This is a genomic window from Rhizobium sp. Rhizsp82, from assembly GCF_047325115.1.
GTDB lineage: Bacteria > Pseudomonadota > Alphaproteobacteria > Rhizobiales > Rhizobiaceae > Rhizobium.
Map to the genome: position 1 here is coordinate 3,601,671 of NZ_CP168570.1, position 23,773 is coordinate 3,625,443.

The 23,773-nt window shown below is 63.5% G+C and carries 33 protein-coding genes; 14 read left to right on the forward strand and 19 right to left on the reverse strand.

Translation table 11 applies throughout. The features are described 5' to 3' along the window. Positions 1-54: 54 nt before the first annotated feature. The gene (locus tag ACEN84_RS22915; protein WP_112719082.1) at positions 55-525 is read left to right on the forward strand and encodes a nucleoside deaminase; all 471 of its coding nucleotides are present in this window, start codon (positions 55-57) and stop codon (positions 523-525) included. 59 nt (positions 526-584) lie between these two features. On the opposite strand, the gene ACEN84_RS22920 is transcribed toward ACEN84_RS22915, so the two are convergent. Further along, the gene (locus ACEN84_RS22920; RefSeq protein WP_112719081.1) at positions 585-800 is read right to left on the reverse strand and encodes a DUF6719 family protein; all 216 of its coding nucleotides are present in this window, start codon (positions 798-800) and stop codon (positions 585-587) included. A gap of 258 nt (positions 801-1,058) precedes the next feature. Here ACEN84_RS22920 and ACEN84_RS22925 point away from each other — a divergent pair, with 258 nt between their 5' ends. Beyond that, complete coding sequence (locus tag ACEN84_RS22925; protein ID WP_413710015.1) at positions 1,059-2,168, forward strand: helix-turn-helix transcriptional regulator; 1,110 nt, start codon at positions 1,059-1,061, stop codon at positions 2,166-2,168. Positions 2,169-2,191: 23 nt separating this feature from the next. Here the strand turns inward: ACEN84_RS22925 and ACEN84_RS22930 are convergent, their stop codons facing one another. The 3 genes from ACEN84_RS22930 to ACEN84_RS22940 form a co-directional block, all read right to left on the reverse strand. Beyond that, entirely contained in the window at positions 2,192-2,947 is a 756-nt protein-coding gene (locus tag ACEN84_RS22930) for a hypothetical protein (protein ID WP_413710016.1), read from the reverse strand. 196 nt (positions 2,948-3,143) lie between these two features. Next, positions 3,144-3,332: a hypothetical protein gene (locus ACEN84_RS22935; RefSeq protein WP_112719079.1), complete on the reverse strand. Its 189-nt coding sequence runs from the start codon at positions 3,330-3,332 to the stop codon at positions 3,144-3,146. Positions 3,333-3,436: 104 nt separating this feature from the next. Further along, positions 3,437-3,829, reverse strand: a complete 393-nt coding sequence (locus tag ACEN84_RS22940; protein ID WP_413710017.1) for a FliM/FliN family flagellar motor switch protein — start codon at positions 3,827-3,829, stop codon at positions 3,437-3,439. A gap of 387 nt (positions 3,830-4,216) precedes the next feature. Here ACEN84_RS22940 and ACEN84_RS22945 point away from each other — a divergent pair, with 387 nt between their 5' ends. Continuing rightward, positions 4,217-4,618, forward strand: a complete 402-nt coding sequence (locus ACEN84_RS22945) for a hypothetical protein (protein WP_413710018.1) — start codon at positions 4,217-4,219, stop codon at positions 4,616-4,618. Between the two features lie 70 nt (positions 4,619-4,688). Here the strand turns inward: ACEN84_RS22945 and ACEN84_RS22950 are convergent, their stop codons facing one another. The 9 genes from ACEN84_RS22950 to ACEN84_RS22990 form a co-directional block, all read right to left on the reverse strand. Next, positions 4,689-4,895: a hypothetical protein gene (locus tag ACEN84_RS22950; RefSeq protein WP_413710019.1), complete on the reverse strand. Its 207-nt coding sequence runs from the start codon at positions 4,893-4,895 to the stop codon at positions 4,689-4,691. A gap of 47 nt (positions 4,896-4,942) precedes the next feature. Next, positions 4,943-5,185 carry a 30S ribosomal protein S21 gene (rpsU, locus tag ACEN84_RS22955; RefSeq protein WP_112719075.1) on the reverse strand — a complete coding sequence of 81 codons (243 nt, stop codon included), beginning with the start codon at positions 5,183-5,185 and terminating at the stop codon, positions 4,943-4,945. A gap of 28 nt (positions 5,186-5,213) precedes the next feature. After that, the gene (locus ACEN84_RS22960; protein ID WP_112719074.1) at positions 5,214-5,504 is read right to left on the reverse strand and encodes a cold-shock protein; all 291 of its coding nucleotides are present in this window, start codon (positions 5,502-5,504) and stop codon (positions 5,214-5,216) included. 110 nt (positions 5,505-5,614) lie between these two features. Further along, positions 5,615-5,824: a cold-shock protein gene (locus tag ACEN84_RS22965; RefSeq protein WP_112719073.1), complete on the reverse strand. Its 210-nt coding sequence runs from the start codon at positions 5,822-5,824 to the stop codon at positions 5,615-5,617. A 310-nt stretch (positions 5,825-6,134) separates the two neighbouring features. Further along, positions 6,135-6,809 carry a cupin domain-containing protein gene (locus tag ACEN84_RS22970; protein WP_413710020.1) on the reverse strand — a complete coding sequence of 225 codons (675 nt, stop codon included), beginning with the start codon at positions 6,807-6,809 and terminating at the stop codon, positions 6,135-6,137. Between the two features lie 2 nt (positions 6,810-6,811). Continuing rightward, a complete protein-coding gene (locus ACEN84_RS22975; protein ID WP_413710021.1) occupies positions 6,812-7,555 on the reverse strand; it encodes a glucose 1-dehydrogenase in 744 nt (247 codons plus the stop codon). A gap of 2 nt (positions 7,556-7,557) precedes the next feature. Further along, positions 7,558-8,670: a flavin monoamine oxidase family protein gene (locus tag ACEN84_RS22980; protein WP_413710022.1), complete on the reverse strand. Its 1,113-nt coding sequence runs from the start codon at positions 8,668-8,670 to the stop codon at positions 7,558-7,560. 52 nt (positions 8,671-8,722) lie between these two features. Further along, positions 8,723-9,064 (reverse strand): carboxymuconolactone decarboxylase family protein, encoded by a 342-nt coding sequence (locus ACEN84_RS22985; protein WP_130277686.1) that lies wholly within the window; start codon positions 9,062-9,064, stop codon positions 8,723-8,725. Positions 9,065-9,075: 11 nt separating this feature from the next. After that, positions 9,076-9,843, reverse strand: coding sequence for an SDR family NAD(P)-dependent oxidoreductase (locus tag ACEN84_RS22990; RefSeq protein WP_112719069.1), 768 nt, complete (start codon positions 9,841-9,843; stop codon positions 9,076-9,078). A gap of 102 nt (positions 9,844-9,945) precedes the next feature. Between ACEN84_RS22990 and ACEN84_RS22995 the strand changes: the two genes are divergently transcribed. Further along, positions 9,946-10,449 (forward strand): TetR/AcrR family transcriptional regulator, encoded by a 504-nt coding sequence (locus ACEN84_RS22995; protein ID WP_112719068.1) that lies wholly within the window; start codon positions 9,946-9,948, stop codon positions 10,447-10,449. An 11-nt stretch (positions 10,450-10,460) separates the two neighbouring features. Here the strand turns inward: ACEN84_RS22995 and ACEN84_RS23000 are convergent, their stop codons facing one another. Beyond that, positions 10,461-11,237 carry a class I SAM-dependent methyltransferase gene (locus tag ACEN84_RS23000; RefSeq protein ID WP_413710023.1) on the reverse strand — a complete coding sequence of 259 codons (777 nt, stop codon included), beginning with the start codon at positions 11,235-11,237 and terminating at the stop codon, positions 10,461-10,463. A 183-nt stretch (positions 11,238-11,420) separates the two neighbouring features. On the opposite strand from ACEN84_RS23000, the gene ACEN84_RS23005 reads away from it, so the two are divergent. The 6 genes from ACEN84_RS23005 (at position 11,421) to ACEN84_RS23030 (ending at position 17,320) form a co-directional block, all read left to right on the forward strand. After that, positions 11,421-12,305 carry a LysR family transcriptional regulator gene (locus tag ACEN84_RS23005; protein WP_413710024.1) on the forward strand — a complete coding sequence of 295 codons (885 nt, stop codon included), beginning with the start codon at positions 11,421-11,423 and terminating at the stop codon, positions 12,303-12,305. Positions 12,306-12,415: 110 nt separating this feature from the next. After that, entirely contained in the window at positions 12,416-13,396 is a 981-nt protein-coding gene (locus tag ACEN84_RS23010; protein ID WP_413710025.1) for a flagellin, read from the forward strand. Between the two features lie 37 nt (positions 13,397-13,433). After that, positions 13,434-14,027: a hypothetical protein gene (locus tag ACEN84_RS23015; protein ID WP_413710026.1), complete on the forward strand. Its 594-nt coding sequence runs from the start codon at positions 13,434-13,436 to the stop codon at positions 14,025-14,027. A gap of 85 nt (positions 14,028-14,112) precedes the next feature. Further along, on the forward strand, positions 14,113-14,805 hold the full coding sequence (locus ACEN84_RS23020; protein ID WP_130277679.1) for a class II aldolase/adducin family protein: 693 nt from the start codon (positions 14,113-14,115) through the stop codon (positions 14,803-14,805). A gap of 34 nt (positions 14,806-14,839) precedes the next feature. Then, entirely contained in the window at positions 14,840-15,856 is a 1,017-nt protein-coding gene (locus ACEN84_RS23025) for an amidohydrolase family protein (protein ID WP_413710027.1), read from the forward strand. A 93-nt stretch (positions 15,857-15,949) separates the two neighbouring features. Continuing rightward, positions 15,950-17,320 (forward strand): MFS transporter, encoded by a 1,371-nt coding sequence (locus ACEN84_RS23030; protein WP_203430078.1) that lies wholly within the window; start codon positions 15,950-15,952, stop codon positions 17,318-17,320. 2 nt (positions 17,321-17,322) lie between these two features. On the opposite strand, the gene ACEN84_RS23035 is transcribed toward ACEN84_RS23030, so the two are convergent. Further along, positions 17,323-18,225: a cupin domain-containing protein gene (locus ACEN84_RS23035; RefSeq protein WP_413710028.1), complete on the reverse strand. Its 903-nt coding sequence runs from the start codon at positions 18,223-18,225 to the stop codon at positions 17,323-17,325. An 89-nt stretch (positions 18,226-18,314) separates the two neighbouring features. On the opposite strand from ACEN84_RS23035, the gene ACEN84_RS23040 reads away from it, so the two are divergent. After that, entirely contained in the window at positions 18,315-19,145 is an 831-nt protein-coding gene (locus ACEN84_RS23040; RefSeq protein WP_413710029.1) for an SDR family oxidoreductase, read from the forward strand. A gap of 45 nt (positions 19,146-19,190) precedes the next feature. Here ACEN84_RS23040 and ACEN84_RS23045 read toward each other — a convergent pair whose 3' ends face one another. From ACEN84_RS23045 to ACEN84_RS23055, 3 genes are all read right to left on the reverse strand, one after another. Further along, entirely contained in the window at positions 19,191-19,619 is a 429-nt protein-coding gene (locus ACEN84_RS23045; protein ID WP_199627507.1) for an SRPBCC family protein, read from the reverse strand. Then, positions 19,612-19,947 (reverse strand): metalloregulator ArsR/SmtB family transcription factor, encoded by a 336-nt coding sequence (locus ACEN84_RS23050; RefSeq protein WP_130277674.1) that lies wholly within the window; start codon positions 19,945-19,947, stop codon positions 19,612-19,614. The genes ACEN84_RS23045 and ACEN84_RS23050 overlap by 8 nt, the downstream gene beginning before the upstream one ends. Positions 19,948-20,029: 82 nt before the next feature. Continuing rightward, positions 20,030-20,242: a DUF1127 domain-containing protein gene (locus ACEN84_RS23055; protein ID WP_413710030.1), complete on the reverse strand. Its 213-nt coding sequence runs from the start codon at positions 20,240-20,242 to the stop codon at positions 20,030-20,032. A 93-nt stretch (positions 20,243-20,335) separates the two neighbouring features. Here ACEN84_RS23055 and ACEN84_RS23060 point away from each other — a divergent pair, with 93 nt between their 5' ends. Further along, the gene (locus ACEN84_RS23060; protein WP_413710031.1) at positions 20,336-21,211 is read left to right on the forward strand and encodes a LysR family transcriptional regulator; all 876 of its coding nucleotides are present in this window, start codon (positions 20,336-20,338) and stop codon (positions 21,209-21,211) included. 4 nt (positions 21,212-21,215) lie between these two features. On the opposite strand, the gene ACEN84_RS23065 is transcribed toward ACEN84_RS23060, so the two are convergent. After that, complete coding sequence (locus ACEN84_RS23065; protein ID WP_413710032.1) at positions 21,216-21,608, reverse strand: hypothetical protein; 393 nt, start codon at positions 21,606-21,608, stop codon at positions 21,216-21,218. Between the two features lie 215 nt (positions 21,609-21,823). Between ACEN84_RS23065 and ACEN84_RS23070 the strand changes: the two genes are divergently transcribed. After that, positions 21,824-22,156: a hypothetical protein gene (locus ACEN84_RS23070; RefSeq protein ID WP_413710033.1), complete on the forward strand. Its 333-nt coding sequence runs from the start codon at positions 21,824-21,826 to the stop codon at positions 22,154-22,156. Between the two features lie 126 nt (positions 22,157-22,282). Next, on the forward strand, positions 22,283-23,698 hold the full coding sequence (locus tag ACEN84_RS23075; protein ID WP_413710034.1) for an efflux transporter outer membrane subunit: 1,416 nt from the start codon (positions 22,283-22,285) through the stop codon (positions 23,696-23,698). Positions 23,699-23,773: the final 75 nt, after the last annotated feature.

Genomic DNA, 23,773 nt, shown 5'->3' on the forward strand with positions numbered 1-23,773 from the left:
AATTCATCGATCCGCGCTAAGATCGGCCGGCTTCAGCCTTTGGGGGACTGCCTGATGGAAGATCATGAGCCGTTTTTGCGCGAGGCGATCGCGCTGTCGAAATCCGCGGTGGCAAATGGGGACGAGCCGTTCGGCTCGTTGCTGGTCAAGGATGGCAAGGTCATCCTCAGGGCCGAGAACAGCGTCTTCACCGGCCGCGACATGACCAATCACGCCGAGCTGAACCTGATCAAGCTGGCAGCGCAGCACTATGACGCCGAGGCGCTCGCCGATTGCACGCTTTATACAAGCACTGAACCCTGCGCCATGTGTTCGGGCGCGATCTACTGGTCGGGTATCGGCCGGATGGTCTTCGCCTGCTCGGAAACGCGGCTCGGCGAGATTGCCGGGATCGGCCTCGATGTACCAAGCCGGGCGATCCTGGAAACCGGCGCGCGTGTTGTCACGGTGATCGGCCCGCATATCGAGGAAGAAGCGGCCGCCGTTCATCAGGCATTCTGGCCGAAGCATCTGGGCAAGATCTGATCCTCGACGCAGCGGGGAAATCCGGCCCGCCGGACCTCCCCGCGTTTAGTTCGCGGCGCTCAGCCCTGCGGCATCGGCACGCATTCCTTGATGCGCGGATTTCCGGGCGTCGAGCCGGTCACCTGCTTCACCTGTCCGGCCGGGCAGGTGCCGTCGTCGACAAGCACCTTCTTGCCGGTCGCCAGCGTGCCCTTTGCGGGCTCCTGCTTCAGGATTGTCTGGCAGCTGGCCAGCCCGACGGCCAGAAGAACCGTCAGCAGATATCTGAGTTTCATGTTGTCCCCTTTCCCGATGGTCGGCGGAACCGCAGCCGGATCCGATGTCCAGCCGTCAACCCCGCCCGTCTCAGGATTTACAACCCCTTCCCCCGCCCGGCATGCTCCACCTGGAGTATAGAGAAACCGCCTCCTGCGGCTGTCGCGCCTGCTGCCCGGGCGGACATATGAGCATCGCCTTTAGGAGGGCTGTTCAACAGCCTTGCGACCTGCGACAACCGAGGCGTGTTCTTTTCTTGATCAAATCCGGGATGGGAAATGCAGCAGTCCGCCGACGTATCCGTTCAGTTGATCGACATGATTTATGCAAGCCTGTTCGGCGAATGCGGCTGGCAGGATTTTCTCGATGCCGTGGCCAAGACCTCGCCGGATGGCAAGGCCGCGCTGCATTATCACGACCTCGCCTCCCCGGTTGCCCATGTGCCCTATATGTCGGGTTTCTCGGCGGGCGAGGTCGAGACGTTCAGCAGCCACTTCGCATCGGTAAATCCCTGGATTCCGCGCATGGGGCTTGTCCCGGTCGGCCGCGGCCTGTGCGGCGACGAAATCTTCACGCGCAACAATCTGGTGAGAACCGAATTCTACAACGACTGGCTCAAGCGGCAGGCCGGTTGCGAAACCAGCATCGGCGTCTCGATCATTCGCGAGAAGGCCCGCACCTTCATCCTCTCGACTGCAACGTCATCGGCGGATCCCGAGCACAACAGGGAAGCGGCCGAGCGCTACACCGTGCTCGCACCCCATCTCCGACGAGCCTTCGATTTCATCCGCAAGCGCGATCTTTTCGCCCCCGACAATCAATCGCTGAAGACCCTGTTCGACAGTATCGGCGCCGGGCTGTTCTATGTCTCGGAAAAGAAGAGATTACGCTGGTCGAACAACACGGCGGCGCAAATCCTCGCCGCCGGTTTTCCGCTTCACATGACGACCGGCGGGCGGCTCGATATCCGCTGTCAGAAATCAGCAGCCGCCTTCGAGCGCCTGGCGTCTCGGAACGACGGGCAGTGCGAGCCCTATACGGCGATCGTCCAGGCGGATGGCGCAGACAGCAGTTACCGGCTGACGATGGTGCGGATTCAGTCCAGTGCCTTCACCGAGTTCATGGAGGGACCGACCGTCGCGATCATTGCCGAGCCGATGGTCGCCGCGCCGCTGAAGGACAGGCGCAGCGCCCTGATGGAAACGTCGAAGCTGACCGTCACCGAGATAAAGGTGGCGCTCAGCGTCGCCTCCGGTAACACCCCGCGCGAAGTCGCGACAGCCTGCCAGATGCATTACGAAACGGTCCGCACCCACCTGCGCAGCATCTATTCCAAGCTCGGGGTCAATTCGCAGGTGGCGCTGGCGGCGCTTCTGCTCGGAAGCTGAAGGCCGCCCTCGCCTGAAGAACCTTACTGCGCCGTCACGACCGGCTCTACCACCGGCTCAGCCGGCGTTACCGGATCCGTCACCACCACCGGATCCGTTACCGGATCGGCCGGCGCCGCCGGGTCCGTTGGCGTCACCACCTCGGTCTTTTCCAGCGTTCCCCGGATCTGGTCGATCTTGCCGTCGGCCTCTCCGACGCCGAGGATCGTCTTGGCCTTGTCGAGCGCGGCAGGGGTGATCGTGCCGGTCTTGGTTGCCGAGGCCAGTGCTGCTTCGAGGGCGGCGTCGCCGAGTTCGGGGTCGTCGGCGGCCGGGAATGTGCCGTTGTCGAGCTCATATTGCGCATAGGCCGTGGCATAGGCGGCGATCGCATTCATCTTCGGGTCCGCAGTGTGCAGATAGGCCTTGTAGCTGCGCTTCAGCGAGTTCAGCCCGGCAAGCTGGGAGGCCGCGGCCGTCTTGGTTCCGGCAACGCCCGTATCTTCGGTCGCGTCGGTGTCGTCGGTCACGCCCTTGCTCTTGGCCGCCTGCGACTTGCCTTTCGAGCCGCTCTGCGACGATGCACCATGCGAGCCGCTGTTTCCGTGGCTGCCGCTATTGCCTCCACCATTGCCATTGCCGCCGCCGTTACCGTTGCCGCCGCCATGGCCGCCACCATTCCCACCTCCATTACCGCCGCCCTTGGCGAAGGCGACGGTGTCGAAGCCGATCATGCCGGCAGAGCTCGCCGCCACGGCCAGGGAAAGAGCGGCAACGGATGCCAGAATTCGAATGCGCATGATGATCCTCCTGAATCTCGCGTCGAACCTTTGTTCGAGTCGAGCGGAGGTTAGCGCCGGCCGGGACGCCGCACATCGGCCCAAGGTCCGGGGTGGTGCAGATCGGCAGAGCTGCGCTTCGGCTAAGGTTTACGCCTGGTTTACAGGGAGGGCGGAGCGCGATCGCGCGCCCCGCGCCGCCATGCGGTCCTCGCCCTCACCCCATTCGCATCCTCCGGCTTCCGGCCCGGCGAAACACCGCGGCCTGGTTCTGCCTTACGGTCTCCACCTCCGCCAATGCCGCCTCGATCAGCGATTTCGCCGAAAACAGCTCCGGCTTGTCGCGCAGCATTTCCAGCACCGTCTTCAGATGGCTTTCAGTCATAATGCAGGCTCTCATCGTCATGATGTCTCCTTGCAGCCTCCTTCTTGCCGGATGCCCCCGCTATCCCGTCCGGCATGCATTCCAGGCCTCATGGCCCATCCCTTCGCCCCCATGCGAAATGAAAATCAGCCGGCGATGCGGATCATCCGCACGCCGATGACATTGTCGTCGGCATCGGCGACGATCTCTCCGTGGCCGATCAGCCGGCCGTTGACGAGAAGTTCGACCGGGCCGCCGAAGCGGCTGTCGAGCCGGAAGCTGTGGCCGGGATCGACCCGCATCAGCTCGGCAACGGAAACCCTGGCACGGCCGATCACCACCTCGATCTCGACAGGGATATCGTCGACCTTCTTCCTGAGATCAGGACCGGCAGCCGCGAGAACCTCGGGCGGCACCGCCGAGAACAGCAGGTTTGCCTCATGTTGATGCAACCGCTCCGCAACGGGATCGTTCTTCTCCGCTCCGCCATCGGCGGGAGCCTCGCCAAACGGCGACAAATCATCGGAAATATTAGACATAAAGCACCATCTTAAGGAAAACGCGTCCGGTCGGCCGTTCGGCACGCGATGATTTTAGGACGGGCGGATGGCGCGCCGCAGCCAAAAACGATTTTCCGCCAGACATCAGCGTTAACAGATGGTTGCGGTCCACAATGAACCGCCCGGAAGCTTGCCATATCGAAACAGAATGAGGGCCGGAGGCGCCGATCCGGCATCGCCGGCTATGCCCTGACGGTTCCGCCCGCGCGAATCTCTGCCCGACTCACTTCGTGATTGCGAGGCGCGCCAGCCACACCAAATGCCATCAACATCTTTGCGAGGCGCCACACGCATTGCGCGTTGCCTTTTCGCGGGACGGGAGCTACATGGTTAAGAATTCGTTAATTTCTTTTCAGCAGCCATTTCATGTTGAGCTCCAGCACTCACCGCAATTACCTGTCGCGGCTGGCCTTCGCCGGGGATAATCCCGAGCCGGTCTTTACCAGGGTCAATCTCGTCGCCCGGGCGCTCTGCCCGGTCAAAGGCGTGAAATCCTTTGCCGCCCATCAGGTGCGCATCGTCAGCATCAGCGAGGCCGCAGCCGTGCTGCAGGCGCGCAATATCGAGCTGCTGACCGATCACTTCTATCTCTGTCTTGGAAAGTTCGAGATCTTCCTGACCTGCGCCCGCGTGCGCGCGCAGGAAGGCAGCCTCTTCGTGCGCTTCTCGAAGCCCGAGGAGACGAGCTTCATCCGGGCGCTTTCAGAGATCACCTTCCCGATGACGACATTGGAGAAGCTGCGCGGCCATTCGGTCCGCGCGCCATAGAGGCGCGCATCAGGCAGCCGGAGACGGCCGCCTGATCATTGCGCGTAAGCGCCATTTGGGACGCTGAGACCTAGGCCTTCTTGGCGCCGCGCGCCTTCTTGGCCGGCTCTTCGGGAGCGGGCTGCGCCAGTCGCAGCGCCCGCAGCCGTTCCGTTTTCTTCTGCCGGTCGAGGAGCTCGCTGGCCATGATTTCCTTGGCCATCGAGTTTGTCTGCTCGGCCTTAGCCTGCGCCGAAAGCTTCTCGGGCTTGAAGAGATTGTCTTTCGTCTTGCTCATGCTTCCTCCCTTTCGACGGAACGCCAGTGCCGGAACGCTGACTGATGTCAGCGGCTGCGAGCCACGACTTTCTTCTTCGGGCCGGGCAGCAGGCCTTCACGCTGCGCCTGCTTGCGGGCGAGCTTGCGGACGCGGCGAACGGCTTCGCCCTTTTCGCGGGCGCGCTTTTCGGACGGCTTCTCATAGGCGCTGCGCGCCTTCATTTCGCGGAAGATGCCTTCGCGCTGCATCTTCTTCTTGAGCACACGAAGAGCCTGATCGACGTTGTTATCGCGGACGAGTACCTGCAAGACGTCTCCTTAATCGGCCTTAAGGCCGTTATTTCCTGATCCGGATCGCATTCGCGTTGATCCAGCTTGATGTCGCGGCTTCCGCACTGGCCTGTGTTTCAACAGGGGGAAGCGACGATGGCGAGGCCAGAACGTCGATATCGTCCTGGCGGATGCTCCGCTCGTAATTCTCGTTCTGGAACCTGACACGGTAATGAACGAGGCCCTGCGCGGCAGGCAGGACGGAGACGATGCGCCCGGCGCCAAAGGCCTGCCCACCGGCGAATATCCCCGGCTTCAGGACAATGTTATCGCCCGGCTGATAGCGGCGGGTTGCCATGCCATTCTCCGAATGAAGTGAAAAAACAAAAGGCCGGGACTGCTCCCGACCTTCCTCCGTCATCGTCTCAGCGCGCCAGTACATCCGTGGTCGCGCGAGGCGCTGACAAATTATGCAGCCTGCAGGTTATCTGCCGAGCTCTTGCCCGAGCGGCGGTCCTGCACGATTTCGTAGCTGATCTTCTGTCCGTCTGCGAGCGAGCGCATGCCTGCGCGTTCCACTGCAGAAATATGGACGAAAACATCGGCGCCGCCGTTGTCAGGCTGAATGAAGCCGAAACCCTTGGTGGCATTGAACCACTTGACTGTACCTGTATTCATAACGATTTCCTTTCAAAGCAACCGTGTGTTTTTCCCGCGATACCCTGCGGAATGAGATCGATTATTTGGAGGGAAATCTGAAGAGGCGAAAGCGCTCTCGGACGACGTCACAAGCAATGGTCGATAACGCCAATGTAATGTCAATTTAATATTTGGCAACGGCAAGACCCAAGAAACTTGCCGCCGCTTGAAATTCCATCCCGTAATTCGTTGTTTTCGTTCGATTTCATTTCCGGAAAGGCAGCAGCGATAAAACAGACTTCTATCGCCCGCCCGGTCCCGGGCAGCACCCGGGACCATCGGATTGCAATCAAAACGCGCAGACATCCGCGTGCATGAGCGGCCCGCGCTTCATCCAGACCTGCGCGCCATCGGCGCCAACTTCTGCTGCAAGCGCAGTACCTGCCGGAAGGCGGCCCCAGGCGAGGCGTTCCAGCCGCTCGCCATCGACAGTCAGCGACCCCTTCAGCACCAGGAATTCCAGCCCTTCGGCATTGTCGACGGTCACAGCCGCCCCTGCCCGCCACTCTTCGAGGCGCACCTGCTCACGGCCGTCGTCGAAGAGGATGAGAGCGCTCTCGGCGCCGGGGCGCGGCGTATCCTTGCGGCCCTCGCCCGGGCGGCGCACCGTCTGGTCGCGGTCTTCGGCGCGGAATTGCCATAGCCGCACGAAGATCGAGCAGCCGCCTGCCGAGGCCGCCATATGCGAGGTGCCCGGCGGGTTGCGGATGTAGGATCCGGCCGGATAGTCGCCATGCTCGTCCTGGAAGATGCCGTCGAGCACCACGAATTCCTCGCCACCGGTATGGGTGTGCGGCGGAAAGGCGCTGCCCGGGGCGTAGCGGACGATCGAGGTGGCGCGCGCCTTCTCCTCGCCGATGCGAAACAGCATCTTGCGGTCGACGCCAGGCGCCGGGCTGGGGATCCAGTCGAGTGCCGCCGAATGCACGGTTACAGGTTTCGTCAGGTCGTCATTGATACGCATGGTCAAAGCTCCGCCAATCCGCCATCGAGAAGTATTTCGGTTCCGAGCATGAAGCTCGATTGGTCGCTGGCGAGAAACGCCACCGCGGCTGCGATCTCCTCCGGGCGCCCCATGCGCCCGGCCGGCACGCGGGCGCCGACCCGCTCGGTATAGGCCTTGTAGTCGTCGGCTGTCTGCCCGGCGCTGTGATGGATCGGCGTATCGGTCGGCCCGGGGCTGACGCAGTTGACGCGGATCTTGCGCTCGGTGAGTTCGGCCGAGAGCGTGCGGGCAAAGGAGCGGACAGCCGCCTTCGAGGCCGAGAGCGCGCCGCGCCCCGGCGTACCCACCTTGTTCAGCCACGACGTGTTGAGGATGATCGAACCGCCATCGGCCATGACGGGCAGCACGCTCTGCACGGTGAAGAACACGCCCTTGACGTTGATGTCCATCAGCCGGTCGAAGGCTTCCTCTTCGGTCGCGGCAATCGGCGTGCCATAGGCGACACCGGCATTGGCGAAGAGAATGTCGATCGTGCCGAAGGCGTCGGCCGCCTGCTTCGCCATCGCCTTCAGGTCGGCAAGCGAGCGCACGTCGGCGCGGATCGCCACGGTCTCGCCGTCGAGTTCACGCCGCGCCTCTTCGAGTTTGGCCTCGTCGGTGCCCGATATGGCGACACGGGCGCCATCGGCGATCAGGCGGCGGGCCGCCGCAAGGCCGATGCCGCTGGAGCCGCCGGTGATCAGTGCAGTCTTTCCTGTCAGCATGGTTACCTCCTGTTCGCAGCCGCGCGCCGCGATCCGATGATTGCAGAAACGGTGCGATCGGCCGCGTCGACGGCGCCCGAGAGATAGCCGGGATCCGTCTGGCTGGTTTCGCTTCCGGCAAGCGAGATGAAGGGCTGCCATGCGCCGTCCACCCAGGGCCTGCGGTCGGGCGACGGATGGGCGCCGCCGGTGCGGTCGGCCTTCGTGGCGGTCGCCGGATCGGCAGCCCAATCCTTGAACAGCGTTGCCCGCGGCTGCAGCGCCTTTTCGCCGAAGAGGCGGCCGAGCTGCTGGACGCAGGCATGCGTCAGCAGGTCTTCGCCGATCGACTGGCGCTCGTCGGCGCCGACGCCGAGGAAGCCGAAGAGAGCGGCGGAGCCCGTCGCGGTCGTCGCATCATGGATCTCGACCAGCGGCCCGACCATGCTCTGCGCCGTTCCCGACAGGCCTTCCTGGCGCCAGAATGGGCGGTCGTAAAGCGCGAAGAATTTCGCATGCGGCGCCATCCAGGTCGCCGTCTGGCGCCAGCGCGAGGCCATGGCGGTCGAAACCGGCGGCGAGAAGGAAACGGTGGCTTCGAGCAGACGCGGCGGCAGAGCAAAGATCACATGCCCGGCCTGAACACTCTCCTGCCCGCCGGTAGAATTCGAAACCGTCAGCGTCACGCCATCGGCGCCAAGCGCGGCGGCAGTGACCTTCCGGCTCAGGAAGATGCAATTTTCCGGCAGTTCCGCCGTCAGCGCCCGCACCAGCGCATTGGTGCCGCCGGTCAGCCGCATCGATTGCGGCTCCTGCCGGTAGCCCTGGTAACGCTGCACCGGCTCGCGCGACATGCGCTCGAACACGACGTCGCCGTCACTCGACTGCGCGAAGGCCGGCAACTCGAGCTCGGCGACAAGCGCGCCGATGGCCGGCTGCATCTGCGGCCAGAACCAGGAAGGCCCGAGATCGAAGCCATCGGCCGAAACACTGCCCGTCTCGTCGACGGAGAAGATCCGCCCGCCCAGCCGGTCGCGGGCTTCGAACAGCAGGAAATCGATATTGGCTGCATGAAGCAGCCTTGCGGCATGAAGTCCGGCAAGGCCGCCGCCGATGATCGCAACAGATGTCTGCATTGTCATTCCTGAAGGTTGAAAAGGGGCCGGCATCGCAGCCGGCCCCTCGATGTCACTTGTTCGGAAGGGCCGCGACGGCGTCGAGAACCCGGGCGGAATAGGTCAGAGCGGCGCCGGCATTGAGCGCGATCGCGACGCCGAGCGCCTCGGCGATCTCTTCCTCGGTCGCGCCGTGCTCGATCGCCGCCTTGCCGTGAACGGCAATGCAGCCGTCGCAGCGGGTGGTGACGGCAACGGCGAGCGCGATCAGTTCGCGCATCTTCGGGCCGAGGTGGTTTGCCTTTTCGCCGGCGCGATCGAGCGAGACCACGCCACGCAACGTATCCGGCGTCAGCTTGCCGAGTTCACCGACGCGGCCGAGCAGTTCGTCGCGATATCCGTTCCAATCCATCATCTGCATCATCCTTACTGGCGGCCGGCGGTGACGCCGCCATCAACCGGGAGAACCGTGCCGGTGATCCACGAAGCCTGCTCGGAAGCGAGGAAGAGGATCGCCTCGGCCACATCCTTCGGCTGGCCATTGCGGCCGAGCGGATGGAAGGCGTCGAAGGTCGGCAGCACTTCCTTGACCTGCTCGGCAGACAGGAAGGTGTTGTAGACGGGGGTTTCGACGACGGCCGGAGCAACCGCGTTGATGCGGATGTTATAAGGTGCAAGCTCGATCGCGAGGTTGCGGACCATGGCGTGAACGCCGGCATTGGCAGCCGAGTAGGCAGCCGACGGCGTGGCGCCGATCGCCTGGATCGCCCACATCGAGCCGGTCTGGACGATGACGCCGCCCTTGTCCTTCATCACCTTGGCAGCAGCCTGCGCGGTGAAGAACTTGCCCTTCAGGATCGTATCCAGATACCAGTCGTAATCGCCCTCGGTAAGGTCGAGGAACGGCTTCGGGTTGAAGACGCCGGCATTGTTGACGAGGATGTCGAGCGTGCCGAATGCCTTGACGGCGGCGTCGACCAGGGCTGCGCCCGTTGCCGGATTGGCGATGTCACCGGCGGAAACGATGACCTTCTTGCCGGAAGGATCGATTTCCTTGGCGGCAGCCTGCAGCTTGGCGAGATCGCGGCCGTTGATTGCGACCGAAGCCCCCTCGGCGACGAAGCGGGCCGCCACTTCCTTGCCAATTCCCGAACCGCCGCCAGTGATCGCGACTACTTTACCTTCAAAGCGCATGATTATCTCCTTATCTATCTATCAGTAGATAGGCAACACCACTTAGCGCTTGCTTTAACAGATTTCAAGACCTATCTATCAATAGATAGAGAGAAGGTGACAATGTCGGAAAAAGTGCAGGCAATCATGGACGCCGCGGAGCGCATGATCAGACAGGGTGGCTATAACGGATTCAGTTTCCGCGAGATTGCCGCTGAAGTCGGCATCAAGAGCGCCAGCGTCCACTACCATTTCCCCACCAAGGAGGCACTCGCCGCCGCTGTCGCCCATCGTTACACGGATCGGTTCGGCGATGCTGTCGAGGCGGAAAAGTCGTCGGGCCTGAACACGGTCGCCGCCTGGCGCCGCGTCTTCCAGCGTTCCTTTGCCGAAGATGGCCGCATGTGCCTCTGCGGCGCGCTGGGCGCTGCCTCGCGTGATCTGCCGGATGAGGTTGCGGCGGAAGCGAAGCGCTTCTTCGAAGTCGGCATCGAAAGGTTGATGGCGTCGGGCATGACGCGCGAGGAAGCGCTGAAGGTGCTCGCCACCCTGGAAGGCGCCATGCTGATGTCGTCGGCGCTTGGCGATGCGAGCTCCTTCGACGACGCGACGAAGGAACTCGCCTAAGTCTTCAGCCTTTAGGGCATGGAAACGATCAGCCGCAGCGAACCCTCGAAGAAGGGCTGCGTGCGCAACGCGCCGTACCGCTTGTCCCAGCTGCCATCCTTCAGATCACGGCCGAGTTCCTCGACGAAACGCTCGCCGATGGAGGGATCGACGAAGCTCCAGGCGGAATTCGCACGGCGCGCGCCGGGATCGAGCAGCCGCTCCGGGCGGCCGTAATAGCCTTCGCTGAAACCATCGGTGCAATGCAGCGGGATCGGCACCGGCCGGATCTCGACTGTGCCGCCGAGCGCTTCGGAAATCGACGCCAGCGACGGGTAACGGCTGGCTTCGACCGCGATCATCTCCGGCGCATAGACCTGCAGCCACGAGCGATGCAGCTCGTCCGGATCGCAGCTCAGCACCGCGACCGGCCCGCGCGTGACACGGCGCATCTCCGCTAGACCCGCCTTCAGATCCGACCATTGATGAACCGAGAAAGTCGTCATGCTGCCGTCGAAACTCTTGTCGTCGAAGGGCAGCTTTTCCGCCACCGCGTCGATCGCGACCGGAAGATGGGCCGGGCGCTGCGCCCGCATCGAGGCCGACGGCTCGACCGCCGTCACCACCCGGTCCGTCGGCTCGTAGGAACCGGCCCCGGCGCCGACATTCAGCACCGTCCCGGCATCGCCGAGCGCGCTCCAGATGAAGGCGGCAATATGCGGATCGGGCTGGCGGTACTGCGTGTAATTGGTGCCGATCACGCCGTAATTGGCGTCGCCGGCGCTTCCATCCGTATGTCTGTTGCTCATGCTTTCAAATCCCTTGGTGGGCAAAGCTTCGCCCTCCCCGAATGCCGTGGCATTTCGGAGCTGTTGTGCGTTTTGCGGCTTTGCCTTAATGTTGCGAGTGGAGAAAACACCATAATCTCCAGCCTGAAAACCGATAAGCTCGAACAGAGTTTGTTCTGAAAACGCACATAGCTGAGGTGTGACATGGCAAGACGCCTTCCTTCACTCAACGCCCTTCGCGCCTTCGAAGCCGCCGGCCGCCACGGGCGTATGACGCTCGCCGCCGACGAGCTGAACGTCACCCACAGCGCCATCAGCCGCCAGATCCAGCATCTCGAAGAGGTTCTCGGCGTCTCGCTCTTCGAGGGACCGAAGAACCGGCTGCGCCTGACCGAAGCCGGCCAGACGCTACTGCCCGGCCTCGTTGCCGCCTTCGACCAGATCGACATGTCGGTGCGCTCGGTTGCCGATACCGGCGACGGACCGCTCGATGTCTCCTGCCCCGGCACATTCACAATGCGCTGGCTGATCCCGCGGCTCTATCGCTTCCAGGCTGAACATCCTGACATCGACGTGCGGCTGACCGCCTCGTCCCGTCCCGTCGATTTCTCCCGCGACGGCTTCGATGTGGCGATCCGCGTCGGTACCGCGCCGTGGCCCGAGGGCGCCGATGTCATCCCGCTTTTTCCGGAGCAGACCGGCCCAGTCGTCGCCCCATCGCTCGCCTCCACTGTCAGCGGCCTGCCCGTGCTGCACACCAAGACCAGGCTCCGCGCCTGGGGCGATTGGCTCACCCGCTCCGGCATCGCCATCGAGGGCGGGCCGCGCGTCGAATACGAGCATTTCTATTTCATGCTGGAAGCAGCCGGCGCCGGCCTCGGCGTCTGCGTGGCGCCCTGGCCCTATGTCACCGGCGACATCCGCGACAACAGGCTCGCCGCACCCTTCGGCTTCATCGACAGCGGCCACGAATATGTGGCGCTCCGCCGCGCCAGGCGAAACCGCAAATCGGTGATCTTCTGCGAATGGCTGCGCGCCGAAGCCGAGGACTTCGTCTCGACGAATCCGGCGCCGCAGCGCGAGGTGTGAAATCTGAAATTGCAGCGGTAACCAACTGTTAAGCATAACAAACTGATAAGAACCGCACTCCGGTGCATGACGCATCTCCCTCCCCCACAATTCATTTTTACGGGTTTCGGATGTCGTCGATCATCACGAACAACGCGGCTATTGCTGCGCTCCAATCCTTGCGCTCTGTGAACGCCTCGCTTTCAGGAACGCAGCAGCACGTCTCCACCGGCCTTCGCATCGAAAAGGCTTCCGACAACGCCGCCTATTGGGCGATCGCGACGACGATGCGCTCCGACAGCAAGGCTCTGTCGGCGGTTCAGGACGCCCTCGGCCTCAGCGGTGCGGTTCTCGATACGACCTACACGGCGATCGCTTCGTCGATCGACCTGATGTCGGAGGTGAAGGCCAAGCTGGTTGCCGCCTATGAAGACGGCGTCGACAAGACGAAGATCAACGAAGACCTGACGCAGCTGAAGCAGCAGCTGCAGTCGACGTCCGATTCCGCCTCGTTCAACGGCCAGAACTGGCTGTCGTGGAACACCGGCGCCGACTCCGCCGACAAAAGCATTCCGGCCTATTTCATCCGCAACAGCGACGGCACCGTCAGGGTCGGAACGGTGTCTTATCCGATCAATACGCCAGCACCCCGGACCTCCACCGACGTCCAGTATTTCGTCGATAACGGCGGCTCGGGCGAATACGGCATCCTCTCCACCGAAGCCTTCGCGGTCGAGGTCGGCTCGGCCAAGAATTACGTCATGCTGAAGGGCGCCACCGCCCCGGCAACGGCCGTCGATATCGCCATCGACAATTCGACGACGGATGACGAGCTCGACGACATGCTGGCGACGGTGGAAGGCATGACCAAGCAGATGACGGCGGTGGCCTCTACCATCGGCTCGCTCAGCAAGGGCGTCGAGATGTCGATGGATTTCGCCCATGACCTCTCCGACTCCGTCGACAGCGGCGTCGGCCGGTTGGTCGATGCCGATATGGAAGACGAATCCTCGAAACTGACGGCGCAGCAGACACAGCAGCAGTTGGCGATCCAGTCGCTGTCGATCGCCAACAGCGCCCCGCAGAACCTGCTGAGCCTGTTCAGGAACTGATCCGGCTCAGCCCTAGGATTGCCCGCCGCCGAGCTTCTTGTCGGGGAACACCTGGTATTCGGAGCTCGACGAGGACGTCGATTACAAGCTTCCCTCGGGCCTGAAGCTGCACAAGATCGGCGAGGACAAGTCGATCGAGCAGATGCTTGTCGACGGCGAGATCGACGCCCTGCTGCATCCCGATCTGATCGCCCCGATCAAGAAGCGCGACCCGCGCGTCGGCCGGCTGTTTCCGGACTACAAGGCCGAAGAGATCGCCTATTACGAGCGCACCGGCATCTTCCCGATCATGCATGTGATGGGCATTCGCCCTGAGATCGTCGAGCGCCATCCCTGGGTGCCGATCAATCTCTACCTCGCCTTCGAGGAAGCCAAGCAGATCGCCATGAAGCGCATGGAAAACCCGCGCATCGTGCCGCTCGCCTGGTATCGCGAGGCCTGGGAAGAGCAGCAGGCGATCATGGGCGACGATCCCTGGGCCTACGGCCTCGACGGGCAGAACGCCAAAACGCTGGAAACGGTGATCGGCTATGCCCACCAACAGGGCCTGATCGACCGCAAGGTCACACCGTCCGAGCTCTTCCTCGACATATCGCAGGGTCGCAAGCGCGGCGACAAACACCGTGTGTAGCGCCTGCGACGGCAGCGGCGCTGCATTCGAACCGGCCTGGTCCGGCACCGGCATCCGGTGTGACAATTCCTCGGAGAACAAGACGATGCACGAAGACCTGAAGCAGCGGATGATCGAGGCTGGCCGCATTCTGGAAGCTGCCGGCCAGGGCGACTGGACGCGCGGTCACGTCTCGATCCGCGTTCCCGAGCAACCTGACCGCTTCTACATGAAGCCGTCGAAATTCGGCCTCGAGGAGATCACCCTCGACAACATCATCACCGTCGATCTCGACGGCGAGAAGGTGGACGGCGAGTTCGGCCGCCACAACGAGGTCTATATCCATTCCGAGGTGCTGCGCGCCCGGCCCGATCTGAACGCCGTCGTCCATACCCACGCGCCCTATGCCACCGCCTTCTCGGCGCTCGGCAAGCCGCTGCAGCCGGTCGGCCATCCGGGCTCGATCTTCGCCGAGGGCCTGCCGGTCTTTTCCGAAACCACGGAGCTGATCACCACCGCCGAGCGCGGCAAGGCGGTCGCCGCCTGCCTCGGCGAACATGGCGCCATGCTGTTGCAGAACCACGGCATCGTCACCGCCGCCCCTACCATCGAGCAGGCGATCTATCTGGCGCTGTCGCTGGAGAATGCCTGCATGATGCAGCTGTGGGTCGAGGCTGCCGGCGGCGCCAAGGCGCTCGGCAAGCCCGAGGATATCAAGGCCAAGCGCAAGCACATGTTCCGCGACGAGATGTTCAAGGCGACCTTCGCCTATCTCGTCCGCCGCCTGAAGCGCGGCTGAGCCGGCCATACACATACGACTTAGGAGGAGTCCGATGTATTATATCGATGCGTTCAACCATTTCTTCCCGAAGGCGCTCTGGGACCGTATCCAGAAGCTCGACGGCGCCGGCAAGGATATCGGCCGCCGCATGCAGGGCGTGCCCTGCATCTACGATCTCGAAACCCGCTTCCGCGTCATGGACGAGTTTCCCGATTACCGGCAGATCATCTCGCTCGGCATGCCGCCGCTCGAAGCCATGGGCGGCCCGGAGCTCGCGACCGAATTTGCCCGCATCGCCAATGACGGCCAGGCCGAGCTCGTCGAGAAATATCCGGAGCGCTTCGCCGGCTTCGTCGCCGCCCTGCCGATGAATGCCCCTGAGGCCGCCGTTCGCGAAGCCGAGCGCGCCTTCACCGAACTCGGCGCCAACGGGCTGCAGATCCACACCAACGTCAACGGCGCGCCGCTCGACGAGGAGCGCTTCTTCCCGATCTTCGAGGTCGCCGCCAAGCACAACAAGCCGGTGCTGCTGCATCCCTCGCGCAACGCCTCGATGACCGATTACGCCACCGAGGACAAATCGAAATACGAGATCTGGTGGACCTTCGGCTGGCCCTACGAGACGAGCGCCGCCATGGCCCGCCTGGTCTTCTCCGGCTTCATGGACCGCCTGCCGGACCTGAAGGTTCTCGCCCACCACATGGGCGCCATGGTGCCCTATTTCGAGGGACGCGTCGGCCCCGGCTGGGACCAGCTCGGCAAGCGCACCACCGACGAGGACCTGACGCTGGTGCTGAAGCGCCTGAAGAAGCGCCCGCTCGACTATTTCAAGGACTTCTACGCCGATACCGCCGTCTTCGGCTCCAAGGCCGCGACGATCTGCGGCCTGGAATTCTACGGCGCCGACCGCATCCTCTTCGCCTCGGATTCGCCCTTCGACCCGGAAAAGGGTCCGGGCTATATCCGCGATACGCTGAAGATCCTGAATTCGCTCGATCTTCCCAAGGAAGACATGGAAAAGATCTGCTTCCGCAATGCCGAGGCCCTGTTCGGGCTGAAGGGCAGATAACCCGCGAGAAGTTGAACTGGTGCGCGGCCGCAATGCGTCCTATAACGGCCGCGCATCATTTACCGGTCAATGCCCTTGCCTCGTCTCACGCCGATCATTCTTGCCATCGCGCTCTTCATGGAGCGGATGGATTCGACGATCATCGCCACCAGCCTGCCGGCGATCGCCGCCGATATCGGCACATCGCCGATCGCGCTGAAACTGGCCGTCACCAGCTATCTCGTTGCCCTTGCCGTCTTCATTCCGATCAGCGGCTGGATGTCGGACCGTTTCGGGGCGCTGAACATCTTCCGCATCGCCATCGGCGTTTTCATGATCGGCTCGATCGGCTGTGCCTTCTCCGGTTCGATCGGCGCCTTCGTCTTCTGGCGGCTGGTGCAGGGCGCAGGCGGCTCGATGATGACGCCGGTCAGCCGCCTGCTTCTGGTGCGCGGCACACCGAAACATCAGCTGGTCGATGCGCTGGCCTGGCTTACCATTCCCGCACTGGTCGGCCCGATCCTCGGCCCGCCGGTCGGCGGCTTCTTCACCACCTATCTCAGCTGGCACTGGATCTTCTGGATCAACGTGCCGATCGGCATTGCCGGTATCATCCTCGTCACCCGGCTGTTGCCGCCGGTCGAGCCGCGTGAGCCGAAGCCGCTCGATTTCACCGGCTTCTTCCTCTCCGGCATCGGCTTCAGCGCCTTCGTCTTCGGCATTTCGGTCGTCAGCCTGCCGGCGCTGCCGATGTATTACGGCTATACGACGATCGCCATCGGCATCCTGATGGGCATCGCCTATCTCTGGCACGCGAAGCGCACCGAACATCCGCTGCTCGACCCGCGCATGTTCCGCTATCCGATCTTCCGCGCCTCGATCGTCGGCGCCTCGAATTTCCGCATGGGGCTTGGCGCCCTTCCCTTCCTGATGCCGCTGATGCTGCAGCTCGGCTTCGGCCTGACGCCCTTCCAGTCGGGCATGGTGACCTTCATCACCGCTGTGGGATCACTGAGTTCGAAATTCGGCGCGGCGCGCACCTTCGCGCTCTTCGGCTTCCGCCGCATCCTGATCGTCACCACCTTCATCTCCGCCGTGCTGCTCGGCATCAACGCGCTGTTCCATCCGGGAACGCCGATCTGGGTGATCATGGCCTGCCTGCTCGTCGGCGGCATTCTCCGTTCGATGGCCTTCTCCGGTATCAGCGCCATGTCCTTTGGCGATGTCGACGAGGCCGATACCGGCCAGGCAACGGCGATCAATGCGGTCGCCCAGCGCGTCTCGATGGCGATGGGCGTCGCCGTCGCCGGTGCCTCGCTCGATATCACCAGCAGCATGCATGGCGGCGGGTTGCTGCTGTCGGATTTCCACATCGCCTTCGCCGTCGTCGGCCTGGTCTCCGCCTCCAGCGTCATCACCTTCTGGCGCCTGCCCCCGCAGGCCGGTGACGATCTCGTCAGCCGCCGCACACGGCACGCCGACTGATCTCAACGCCCTGCGGAGCGGCCGAATTCACGCGGCGAACAGCCATTGTGACGGCGGAAGGCGGTGCTGAAGGCGCTCGCCGAGTCGTAGCCGATATCACCGGCCAGCCGGTCGAGACTGATATCGCCGCGGCTCAGCGCATCGCGGGCGAGCGCCATCCGCCACTGCGCCAGGTAGTCGATCGGCGTCGCACCGAGAGCTTCGGCAAAGCGGGCGGCAAAGGCCGATCGCGACATGCCCGCAAGCTTCGCCAGCCCCTCGACAGTCCAGCGCTCCCGCACATTCGCATGCATCGCCCGCAAGGCGCGGGCAAGCGACGGATCGCGCATCGACCGCAACATGCCTGACGGCATCGTCTCGCCGTTCATCCCGCCCCAGCGCAGCGCCTCCACCAGCATCACCTCCAGCAGCCGCTCGACCACCGGCTCCCGCCCCGGCCGGTCCTCGACGCTCTCTTCGATGATCAGCGCGACGATCCGCTTCAGCCGGTCCGCCTCGCCCTCATTGGCGCGGATATGGATGATCCCCGGCAGCAGGGCGAGCAACAGCGCCGCATTGACCGGCTCGATCCGGAAGCCGCCGCCGAGCATGCGAAAATCCGGCTCGCCCTCAGCCTCGCCATGCCGCACCGGCTGATCCGTCGGCTGGCGCGAGATCCGCGCGGCCCTGGGATCGCTGAACAGCGCAAAGGCCGGCGTCGACGGAATGAGAATGAAATCGCCCGCCGAAAGCCTGACCGGCTCGCCATCCTCGAACTGCAGAAAGCAGCCGCCTTCCAGCACGATGGCAAATCCCGGTGCGTCATAGGCGTTGTAGCGCGCGCCCCAGGCGCCACGTCCGGTGATCGGCTTGGAGACGGCGGCATGCGGACGAAGCAGGCCGATGAGGTCGCTGAAGGGATCCATACTGGACGATCAATAACGTTTCGTGGAGTTCTAATTATAGATCGTCCGCGCGGCTTGTCTATGCTCCCCACCAGCGAAAGGAGCTACACATGCCCAAGACAATCATGATCACCGGATCTTCGACCGGATACGGAAAAGCCGCCGCGGAATTCTTCCTCGACAAGGGATGGAACGTACTGGCCACAATGCGGCGGCCGGAGAGCGCCACCTTCCAGGACACGACGGGGCGACTGAAGCTTCTGCCGCTGGATATCACCGACGCCGAAAGCATCAGCGCGGCAATCGCCTCCGGCATCGAAGCCTTCGGCGCGATCGACGTCTTCGTCAACAATGCCGGGATCGGCCTCGCATCGGCCTTCGAGGCGACGCCCGACAGCATGACGCGCGAAATCTTCGAGACCAACAGTTTCGGCGTCTTCGCCGCCTGCCAGGCGATCATCCCCGTGATGCGCAGACAGGGCAGCGGCGTCATCATCAACGTCACCTCCAGCGCCGGAATCGGCGCCATGCCGATGGTCGCCATCTACTGCGCCAGCAAATGGGCGGTCGAAGGTTTCACGGAATCGCTCGCCTACGAGCTCGAACCCTTCGGAATCAAGGCGCGGCTCGTCGAGCCCGGCTATGCCCCGACCACAAGCTTCACCGCCAATAGCGGCGACCGCATGAACGGCCTGATCCCTGAAGACTATGCCGCCTATGCGCAGGCCTATTTCGGGAAGATGGCGAATTACCCGACGCGCTATTGCACCGAAAAGGAAGTGGCCGAAGCGATCTTCGCCGCCGCGACCGACGATACCGGCCAGCTGCGCTATCCCGCCGGTCCCGACACAAAGATGGTCGCCGCCCTGCGCTGGACGACATCGGACGCTCAGTACACGGAGACGATGCGCAGGACCTTCAGCCCGCAGGGCGGGGAGTAAGGAAAGCACGGCCGCCGCGCGTTATCGGCGCGGCAGCCGTGAGCATCAGGCGATGATGCCCTGGAGATTGTCGAGGATGGCATTCCAGCCGCCGCGGTGGCCGTCGCGGGCTTCCTCGCTGCGGAACTTCACCTGCTTCAGCGTGATATCCGTCGTGTTCGCATCGACCTCGGCGAGATCGATGGTGACGACGCTGTCGTCGAGCGAGTAAGGCGACTCCCAGGTGAAGGCGAGCCGCGCATGCGGATCGATCTCCAGATAGGTGCCGCCATGCGGGATCTCGCGCTCGGCCGTCTTCATCACGATCGAGAAGCGCCCGCCCTTGACGGCATCGGTCGACACTTTCGAGACATCGGTCGCGCCGCTCGGCGTGCGCATGAAGCGCGCCAGCGTTTCCGGCGACAGCCAGGCATTGAAGACCGTCTGGCGCGGTGCTGCGATCCTGCGGTTGATGGTCAGTTCCAGTTCACTCATGTCCGTCATCCTTCGAAACGAGAATTGTCTCCAGCGCCGCAAGGCGCAGGTCCCAGATGGACTTCAGTTGCCCGAACCAGCTCTCAGTCAGCCGTAGCGGTTCAAGCTCCGCGGCAATCAGATGCTCGCGGCCCAGAGTCCGGCGGGTTACAAGTCCCGCCTCCTCCAAGACCTTGATATGCTTGGAGACGGCATTCAGGGACATGTCGAAATGAGCGGCAAGCGAAGTCACTCTCAGCGCTCCCTCCTGAACAAGGAGCGTAAGGATCTGCCTCCGCGTGGTATCGCCCGCGGCCTTCAGAATACGTGACAGTGCGTCGTCGTCCATTTATTCACCCGTATGGTTGAATATACAAAATTCGAATCGATAGTCAACCATATGGATGAATGTTTTCGCGGGAGGCAAGAGCTCAGCGCCAGAACCAGGACTTGGCGACCTCCGCCCGCGCCGCCTCTCTGGTCATGCCGATATCGCGCAGCTCGTCGGGCGTGAGTTCGGACAGTGAATTGCGCGTCCGCCTGCGCTCCATCCACCCACGGCAGGCGATGATCAGCGCCGCAAGCCGCAGCCTTGGCTTCTTCTGCTCCCAACTCCCGGCGATGTCTTCGATCTCTGTGGCCATGTCGCTCTCCTGTTGTCTGTGGAGGCAACATGCGCTGGCGAGGAAACGAAAAGAAGCTTATGCTTCTGATGCAATCCATAAGGAAATCTTCTGATGCTGAATCTGGAACAGCTCGCCGCATTCGTCAGCGTCGTCGAACTCGGCAGCTTCACCGCCGCCGCCGATCGCGCAGGCATCACCCAGCCGGCCGTCAGCCTGCAGATCAAGCTTCTGGAACAGCGGCTCGGCGTGCGCCTGATCGAACGCGCCGGGCGCCGCGCCCAGCCCTCGTCGGCCGGCGCCGAGCTCCTCCCCCATGCCCGCCGCATCATCGGCGAATGCGCCGCGACGCTGGAGGCGATGGCACCCTATAAGGAAGGGGCGGCCGGGCGCGTCAGGATCGGCAGCGGCGGCACCGCCTCGATCCACCTGTTGCCCCGCGCCATCGCCGCCGCCAAGAAGCGGATGTCCGGCCTGGAGATCACCGTCAAGATCGGCAATACCGACGAGATCCTGCGCGATATCGAGGCCAACGCTCTCGATATCGCCGTTGTCACCCTCCCCGCTTCCGGCCGTTCGCTGGACGTCGAGCCCTTTTACGAGGACGAACTTCTCGCGGTCGCGCCACGCGGCAGCGACATGCCCGAAGGCGGCCCAGATGCGGCGTTCCTGCAGCAGAAGGTGATGATGCTCTATGATGGCGGCAACACCCGCGAGACGACGGATGGCTGGTTTGCCGATGCCGGCCTCAAGGCGGAGCCGGTCATGGAATTCGGCAGCGTCGAGGCGATCAAGGAACTGGTCGCGGCCGGCCTCGGCTGGTCGATCCTGCCGTCATTGGCGCTGCGCCGCGACCGCGCCGGCTATCTCGCGGCATCGCCGGTGAAGCCGCGCCTCGTGCGCCAGCTCGGCATCGTCATGCGCCGCGACAAGCATCTGACCCGCGGCCTGCGCGAAGTCGTCAAATGCCTGCGCGAGTTCAAGGCCTGAGGGCCTATTTCTCCGCTTTCGACAGCACCAGCGGCACAACGGCGGCCAGAATCGCTGCAACCGGTGCGTTACGCAGCATGCGGCCGAACACGAAGGTTCCGGCCATCGCCCCGGCAAGCTTCAGCCACGGATAATCGCCGAGCTGGTCGTGAGCGCTGCGATCGGCCCATTCCAGATTGGCACGCACCACGGTGCCCGCCTGCTCCTTGATGACGGCCAGCCGGGCACGCAGAACCTCGAGCTCGTATTGCAGGTTCTGCAGGTCGGCTTCCAGCGCCTCCTCGTCGGGATTGTCGCGGATGAAATCGTCAGCCATCGCCTCGGCTTCCATCTCGGCCATATGCGTCTGCAGGTCTTCCTCGCTCGCCTGAGCCCCCGGCCGTGATCTGTCTGCCATATGCGCCTCCTGTCTTTCCGGCCGCCACGCACGGCCGCTCAAGCTCGAAACTCGCGGCAGCGCCGAAAGTTTCGCCCTTTCTCCCGAAGACGGTGAATTCCGTCGGAATTACCCCGCATGCGGGGCCACGGCCACCGTTTTGCTGAAGCTTGCGCGCCGTTTCTAATCCTAATTGGCAGGTTGCTATGGCAAACCCCCGCTGCCGTTATAGGAACATGAGGTTTGTTCTTGTCTATATCGCCGCGTGTGTGGCTGTCAGTCTTGTAACGGGGATCGTCATCTATCCGATCTTCGAACCGGCGTCGGAACCGGCCGAAAAGCCGTCGATCCGCATTGCCCGGCTGGAGGAGCCGAAGAGCACGCAGAAGACCTCCCGCCTTCGCGCTCCCTGCACGGCACCGACGGAATGCGATGCCAATGCCGCCGCCGCCAACCTCGCCGATATGCTCGCCACCCGCTTCGCACCGGCCGGCGCCAATGCCGAAACGCCGCTGCAGACGCTGCGCCCGCAGCCGCCGCTGGCCCAACATGAGGAGAATGCGCTCTAGTGCCGCCGGAGGGCCTCGGCACGCCGTCAATCCTCTGTTAACCATAATTAGGCATCGTGGATATAACCACGGAGAGGGCCGTTGATACGTCAGACGATAATCGCGCGAGTTGCAGCATGCCTCGCCATGTCAGTTGCACTTGCCGGCTGCGTAAGCGGCCCGGATCATGTACCGCCGGAAATGCCTTTGCCTGCGAAGTTTGGCGAAGGCGGGGTCAAGAGCAATGGTGATGTTGCGACCGCCCAGTGGTGGACGGCCTACCGCGATCAGCAGCTGAACTCGCTGGTCTCCCAGGGTATCGGCCAGAACCTCGACGTGCTGCAGGCCCTCGAGCGCATCAACTCCGCCGAAGCTCAGGTCACCGTTGCCGGTGCCGGCGCCCTGCCGAGCCTCGTCGTCGGTGCCTCGCAGACCGTCAGCGGCCAGATGGGCAACCTGCGCAACCAGCGCGGCGCCACCAACACCACGGCCGGTGAAGCCAATGTCTCCTGGCTGCTCGACCTCTTCGGCGAATACCGCCGCTCGAAGGAAAGCGCGCTGGCCTCGCTGGATTCGGCTTACGCCACCGCCGATGTCGCCAAGCTGACCTTCCTCCAGGATCTGGTCAACAGCTACATCGACGCCCGCTACTACCAGGAGCGCATCGAACTCTCCAAGGGCGATCTGAAGTCTCGCCGCGAGACCTTCGATCTCACCAAGTTCCAGCTGGAAGCCGGTGCCGCCTCGCGCCTCGACGTCGTCCAGGCCGAAGGTCTGGTACAGTCGACCCAGGCCGAAATCCCCGGCCTCGAAACCAGCTTCCGCGTCTCGGCTCACCACATCGCCACCCTGCTCGGCCTGCCGGCATCGTCGCTGATGGCCGAACTGCAGAAGGGTTCGCGCCAGCCGGTGTTCCGCGGCGGTCTGCAGGCCGGTATTCCGGCTGACCTGATCCGCAACCGTCCCGATATCCGCAAGGCCGAACGCGATCTCGCTGCCGCCACCGCCAATATCGGCGTTGCAGAAGCGCAGCTCTATCCGTCGATCTCGCTGTCGGGTTCGATCTCGCCCTCCTACGTCCGCCCGGTTGGCGGCAATGGCGGCCTGACCACCTGGTCCTTCGGCCCGACGCTGAACCTGCCGATCTTCGACGGCGGCCGTCTGCGCGCCAATGTCGACATCACCAAGTCGGATGCCAAGGCTGCTTATCTCGCCTGGAAGTCGGCTGTTCTGAGCGCCGTCGAGCAGGTCGAGAACGCGCTGTCGGCCGTTCGCCGCGATGCCCAGACGGTGGAAGCCCTGCGCGCCCAGGTCAAGACGACCCAGGAATCGCTGGAACTGTCGACCGCCAGCTACAAGGACGGCGCATCCTCGCTGCTCGACGTTCTCGACTCGCAGCGCAACGTCTCGACCGCCCAGGCAAGCCTGGCCGCTGCCGTCCAGCAGATGGCCAAGGACTACGTCTCGCTCAACGTCGCCATCGGCGGTGGTTATGCGCCCGCAGGGGCCAAACCCTCCTCCGAAGCCAAGGCCGATACGGTCGCCGCCACCAAGGGCAGCTGAACCCTCCGAACCACCGCTCGCAGCGCCGATTCATCGGCCGCTGTGGCGGTTTTGCCTTAGCCCAAAGGGATTAAT

Coding starts and splice junctions, on each gene's coding strand:
- ACEN84_RS22915 (WP_112719082.1), top strand. CDS start 55: ATGGAAGATCATGAGCCGTTTTTGCGCGAGGCGATCGCGCTGTCGAAA.
- ACEN84_RS22920 (WP_112719081.1), bottom strand. CDS start 800: ATGAAACTCAGATATCTGCTGACGGTTCTTCTGGCCGTCGGGCTGGCC.
- ACEN84_RS22925 (WP_413710015.1), top strand. CDS start 1,059: ATGCAGCAGTCCGCCGACGTATCCGTTCAGTTGATCGACATGATTTAT.
- ACEN84_RS22930 (WP_413710016.1), bottom strand. CDS start 2,947: ATGCGCATTCGAATTCTGGCATCCGTTGCCGCTCTTTCCCTGGCCGTG.
- ACEN84_RS22935 (WP_112719079.1), bottom strand. CDS start 3,332: ATGACGATGAGAGCCTGCATTATGACTGAAAGCCATCTGAAGACGGTG.
- ACEN84_RS22940 (WP_413710017.1), bottom strand. CDS start 3,829: ATGTCTAATATTTCCGATGATTTGTCGCCGTTTGGCGAGGCTCCCGCC.
- ACEN84_RS22945 (WP_413710018.1), top strand. CDS start 4,217: ATGTTGAGCTCCAGCACTCACCGCAATTACCTGTCGCGGCTGGCCTTC.
- ACEN84_RS22950 (WP_413710019.1), bottom strand. CDS start 4,895: ATGAGCAAGACGAAAGACAATCTCTTCAAGCCCGAGAAGCTTTCGGCG.
- ACEN84_RS22960 (WP_112719074.1), bottom strand. CDS start 5,504: ATGGCAACCCGCCGCTATCAGCCGGGCGATAACATTGTCCTGAAGCCG.
- ACEN84_RS22965 (WP_112719073.1), bottom strand. CDS start 5,824: ATGAATACAGGTACAGTCAAGTGGTTCAATGCCACCAAGGGTTTCGGC.
- ACEN84_RS22970 (WP_413710020.1), bottom strand. CDS start 6,809: ATGCGTATCAATGACGACCTGACGAAACCTGTAACCGTGCATTCGGCG.
- ACEN84_RS22975 (WP_413710021.1), bottom strand. CDS start 7,555: ATGCTGACAGGAAAGACTGCACTGATCACCGGCGGCTCCAGCGGCATC.
- ACEN84_RS22980 (WP_413710022.1), bottom strand. CDS start 8,670: ATGCAGACATCTGTTGCGATCATCGGCGGCGGCCTTGCCGGACTTCAT.
- ACEN84_RS22985 (WP_130277686.1), bottom strand. CDS start 9,064: ATGATGGATTGGAACGGATATCGCGACGAACTGCTCGGCCGCGTCGGT.
- ACEN84_RS22990 (WP_112719069.1), bottom strand. CDS start 9,843: ATGCGCTTTGAAGGTAAAGTAGTCGCGATCACTGGCGGCGGTTCGGGA.
- ACEN84_RS22995 (WP_112719068.1), top strand. CDS start 9,946: ATGTCGGAAAAAGTGCAGGCAATCATGGACGCCGCGGAGCGCATGATC.
- ACEN84_RS23000 (WP_413710023.1), bottom strand. CDS start 11,237: ATGAGCAACAGACATACGGATGGAAGCGCCGGCGACGCCAATTACGGC.
- ACEN84_RS23005 (WP_413710024.1), top strand. CDS start 11,421: ATGGCAAGACGCCTTCCTTCACTCAACGCCCTTCGCGCCTTCGAAGCC.
- ACEN84_RS23010 (WP_413710025.1), top strand. CDS start 12,416: ATGTCGTCGATCATCACGAACAACGCGGCTATTGCTGCGCTCCAATCC.
- ACEN84_RS23020 (WP_130277679.1), top strand. CDS start 14,113: ATGCACGAAGACCTGAAGCAGCGGATGATCGAGGCTGGCCGCATTCTG.
- ACEN84_RS23025 (WP_413710027.1), top strand. CDS start 14,840: ATGTATTATATCGATGCGTTCAACCATTTCTTCCCGAAGGCGCTCTGG.
- ACEN84_RS23035 (WP_413710028.1), bottom strand. CDS start 18,225: ATGGATCCCTTCAGCGACCTCATCGGCCTGCTTCGTCCGCATGCCGCC.
- ACEN84_RS23040 (WP_413710029.1), top strand. CDS start 18,315: ATGCCCAAGACAATCATGATCACCGGATCTTCGACCGGATACGGAAAA.
- ACEN84_RS23045 (WP_199627507.1), bottom strand. CDS start 19,619: ATGAGTGAACTGGAACTGACCATCAACCGCAGGATCGCAGCACCGCGC.
- ACEN84_RS23050 (WP_130277674.1), bottom strand. CDS start 19,947: ATGGACGACGACGCACTGTCACGTATTCTGAAGGCCGCGGGCGATACC.
- ACEN84_RS23055 (WP_413710030.1), bottom strand. CDS start 20,242: ATGGCCACAGAGATCGAAGACATCGCCGGGAGTTGGGAGCAGAAGAAG.
- ACEN84_RS23060 (WP_413710031.1), top strand. CDS start 20,336: ATGCTGAATCTGGAACAGCTCGCCGCATTCGTCAGCGTCGTCGAACTC.
- ACEN84_RS23065 (WP_413710032.1), bottom strand. CDS start 21,608: ATGGCAGACAGATCACGGCCGGGGGCTCAGGCGAGCGAGGAAGACCTG.
- ACEN84_RS23070 (WP_413710033.1), top strand. CDS start 21,824: ATGAGGTTTGTTCTTGTCTATATCGCCGCGTGTGTGGCTGTCAGTCTT.
- ACEN84_RS23075 (WP_413710034.1), top strand. CDS start 22,283: ATGTCAGTTGCACTTGCCGGCTGCGTAAGCGGCCCGGATCATGTACCG.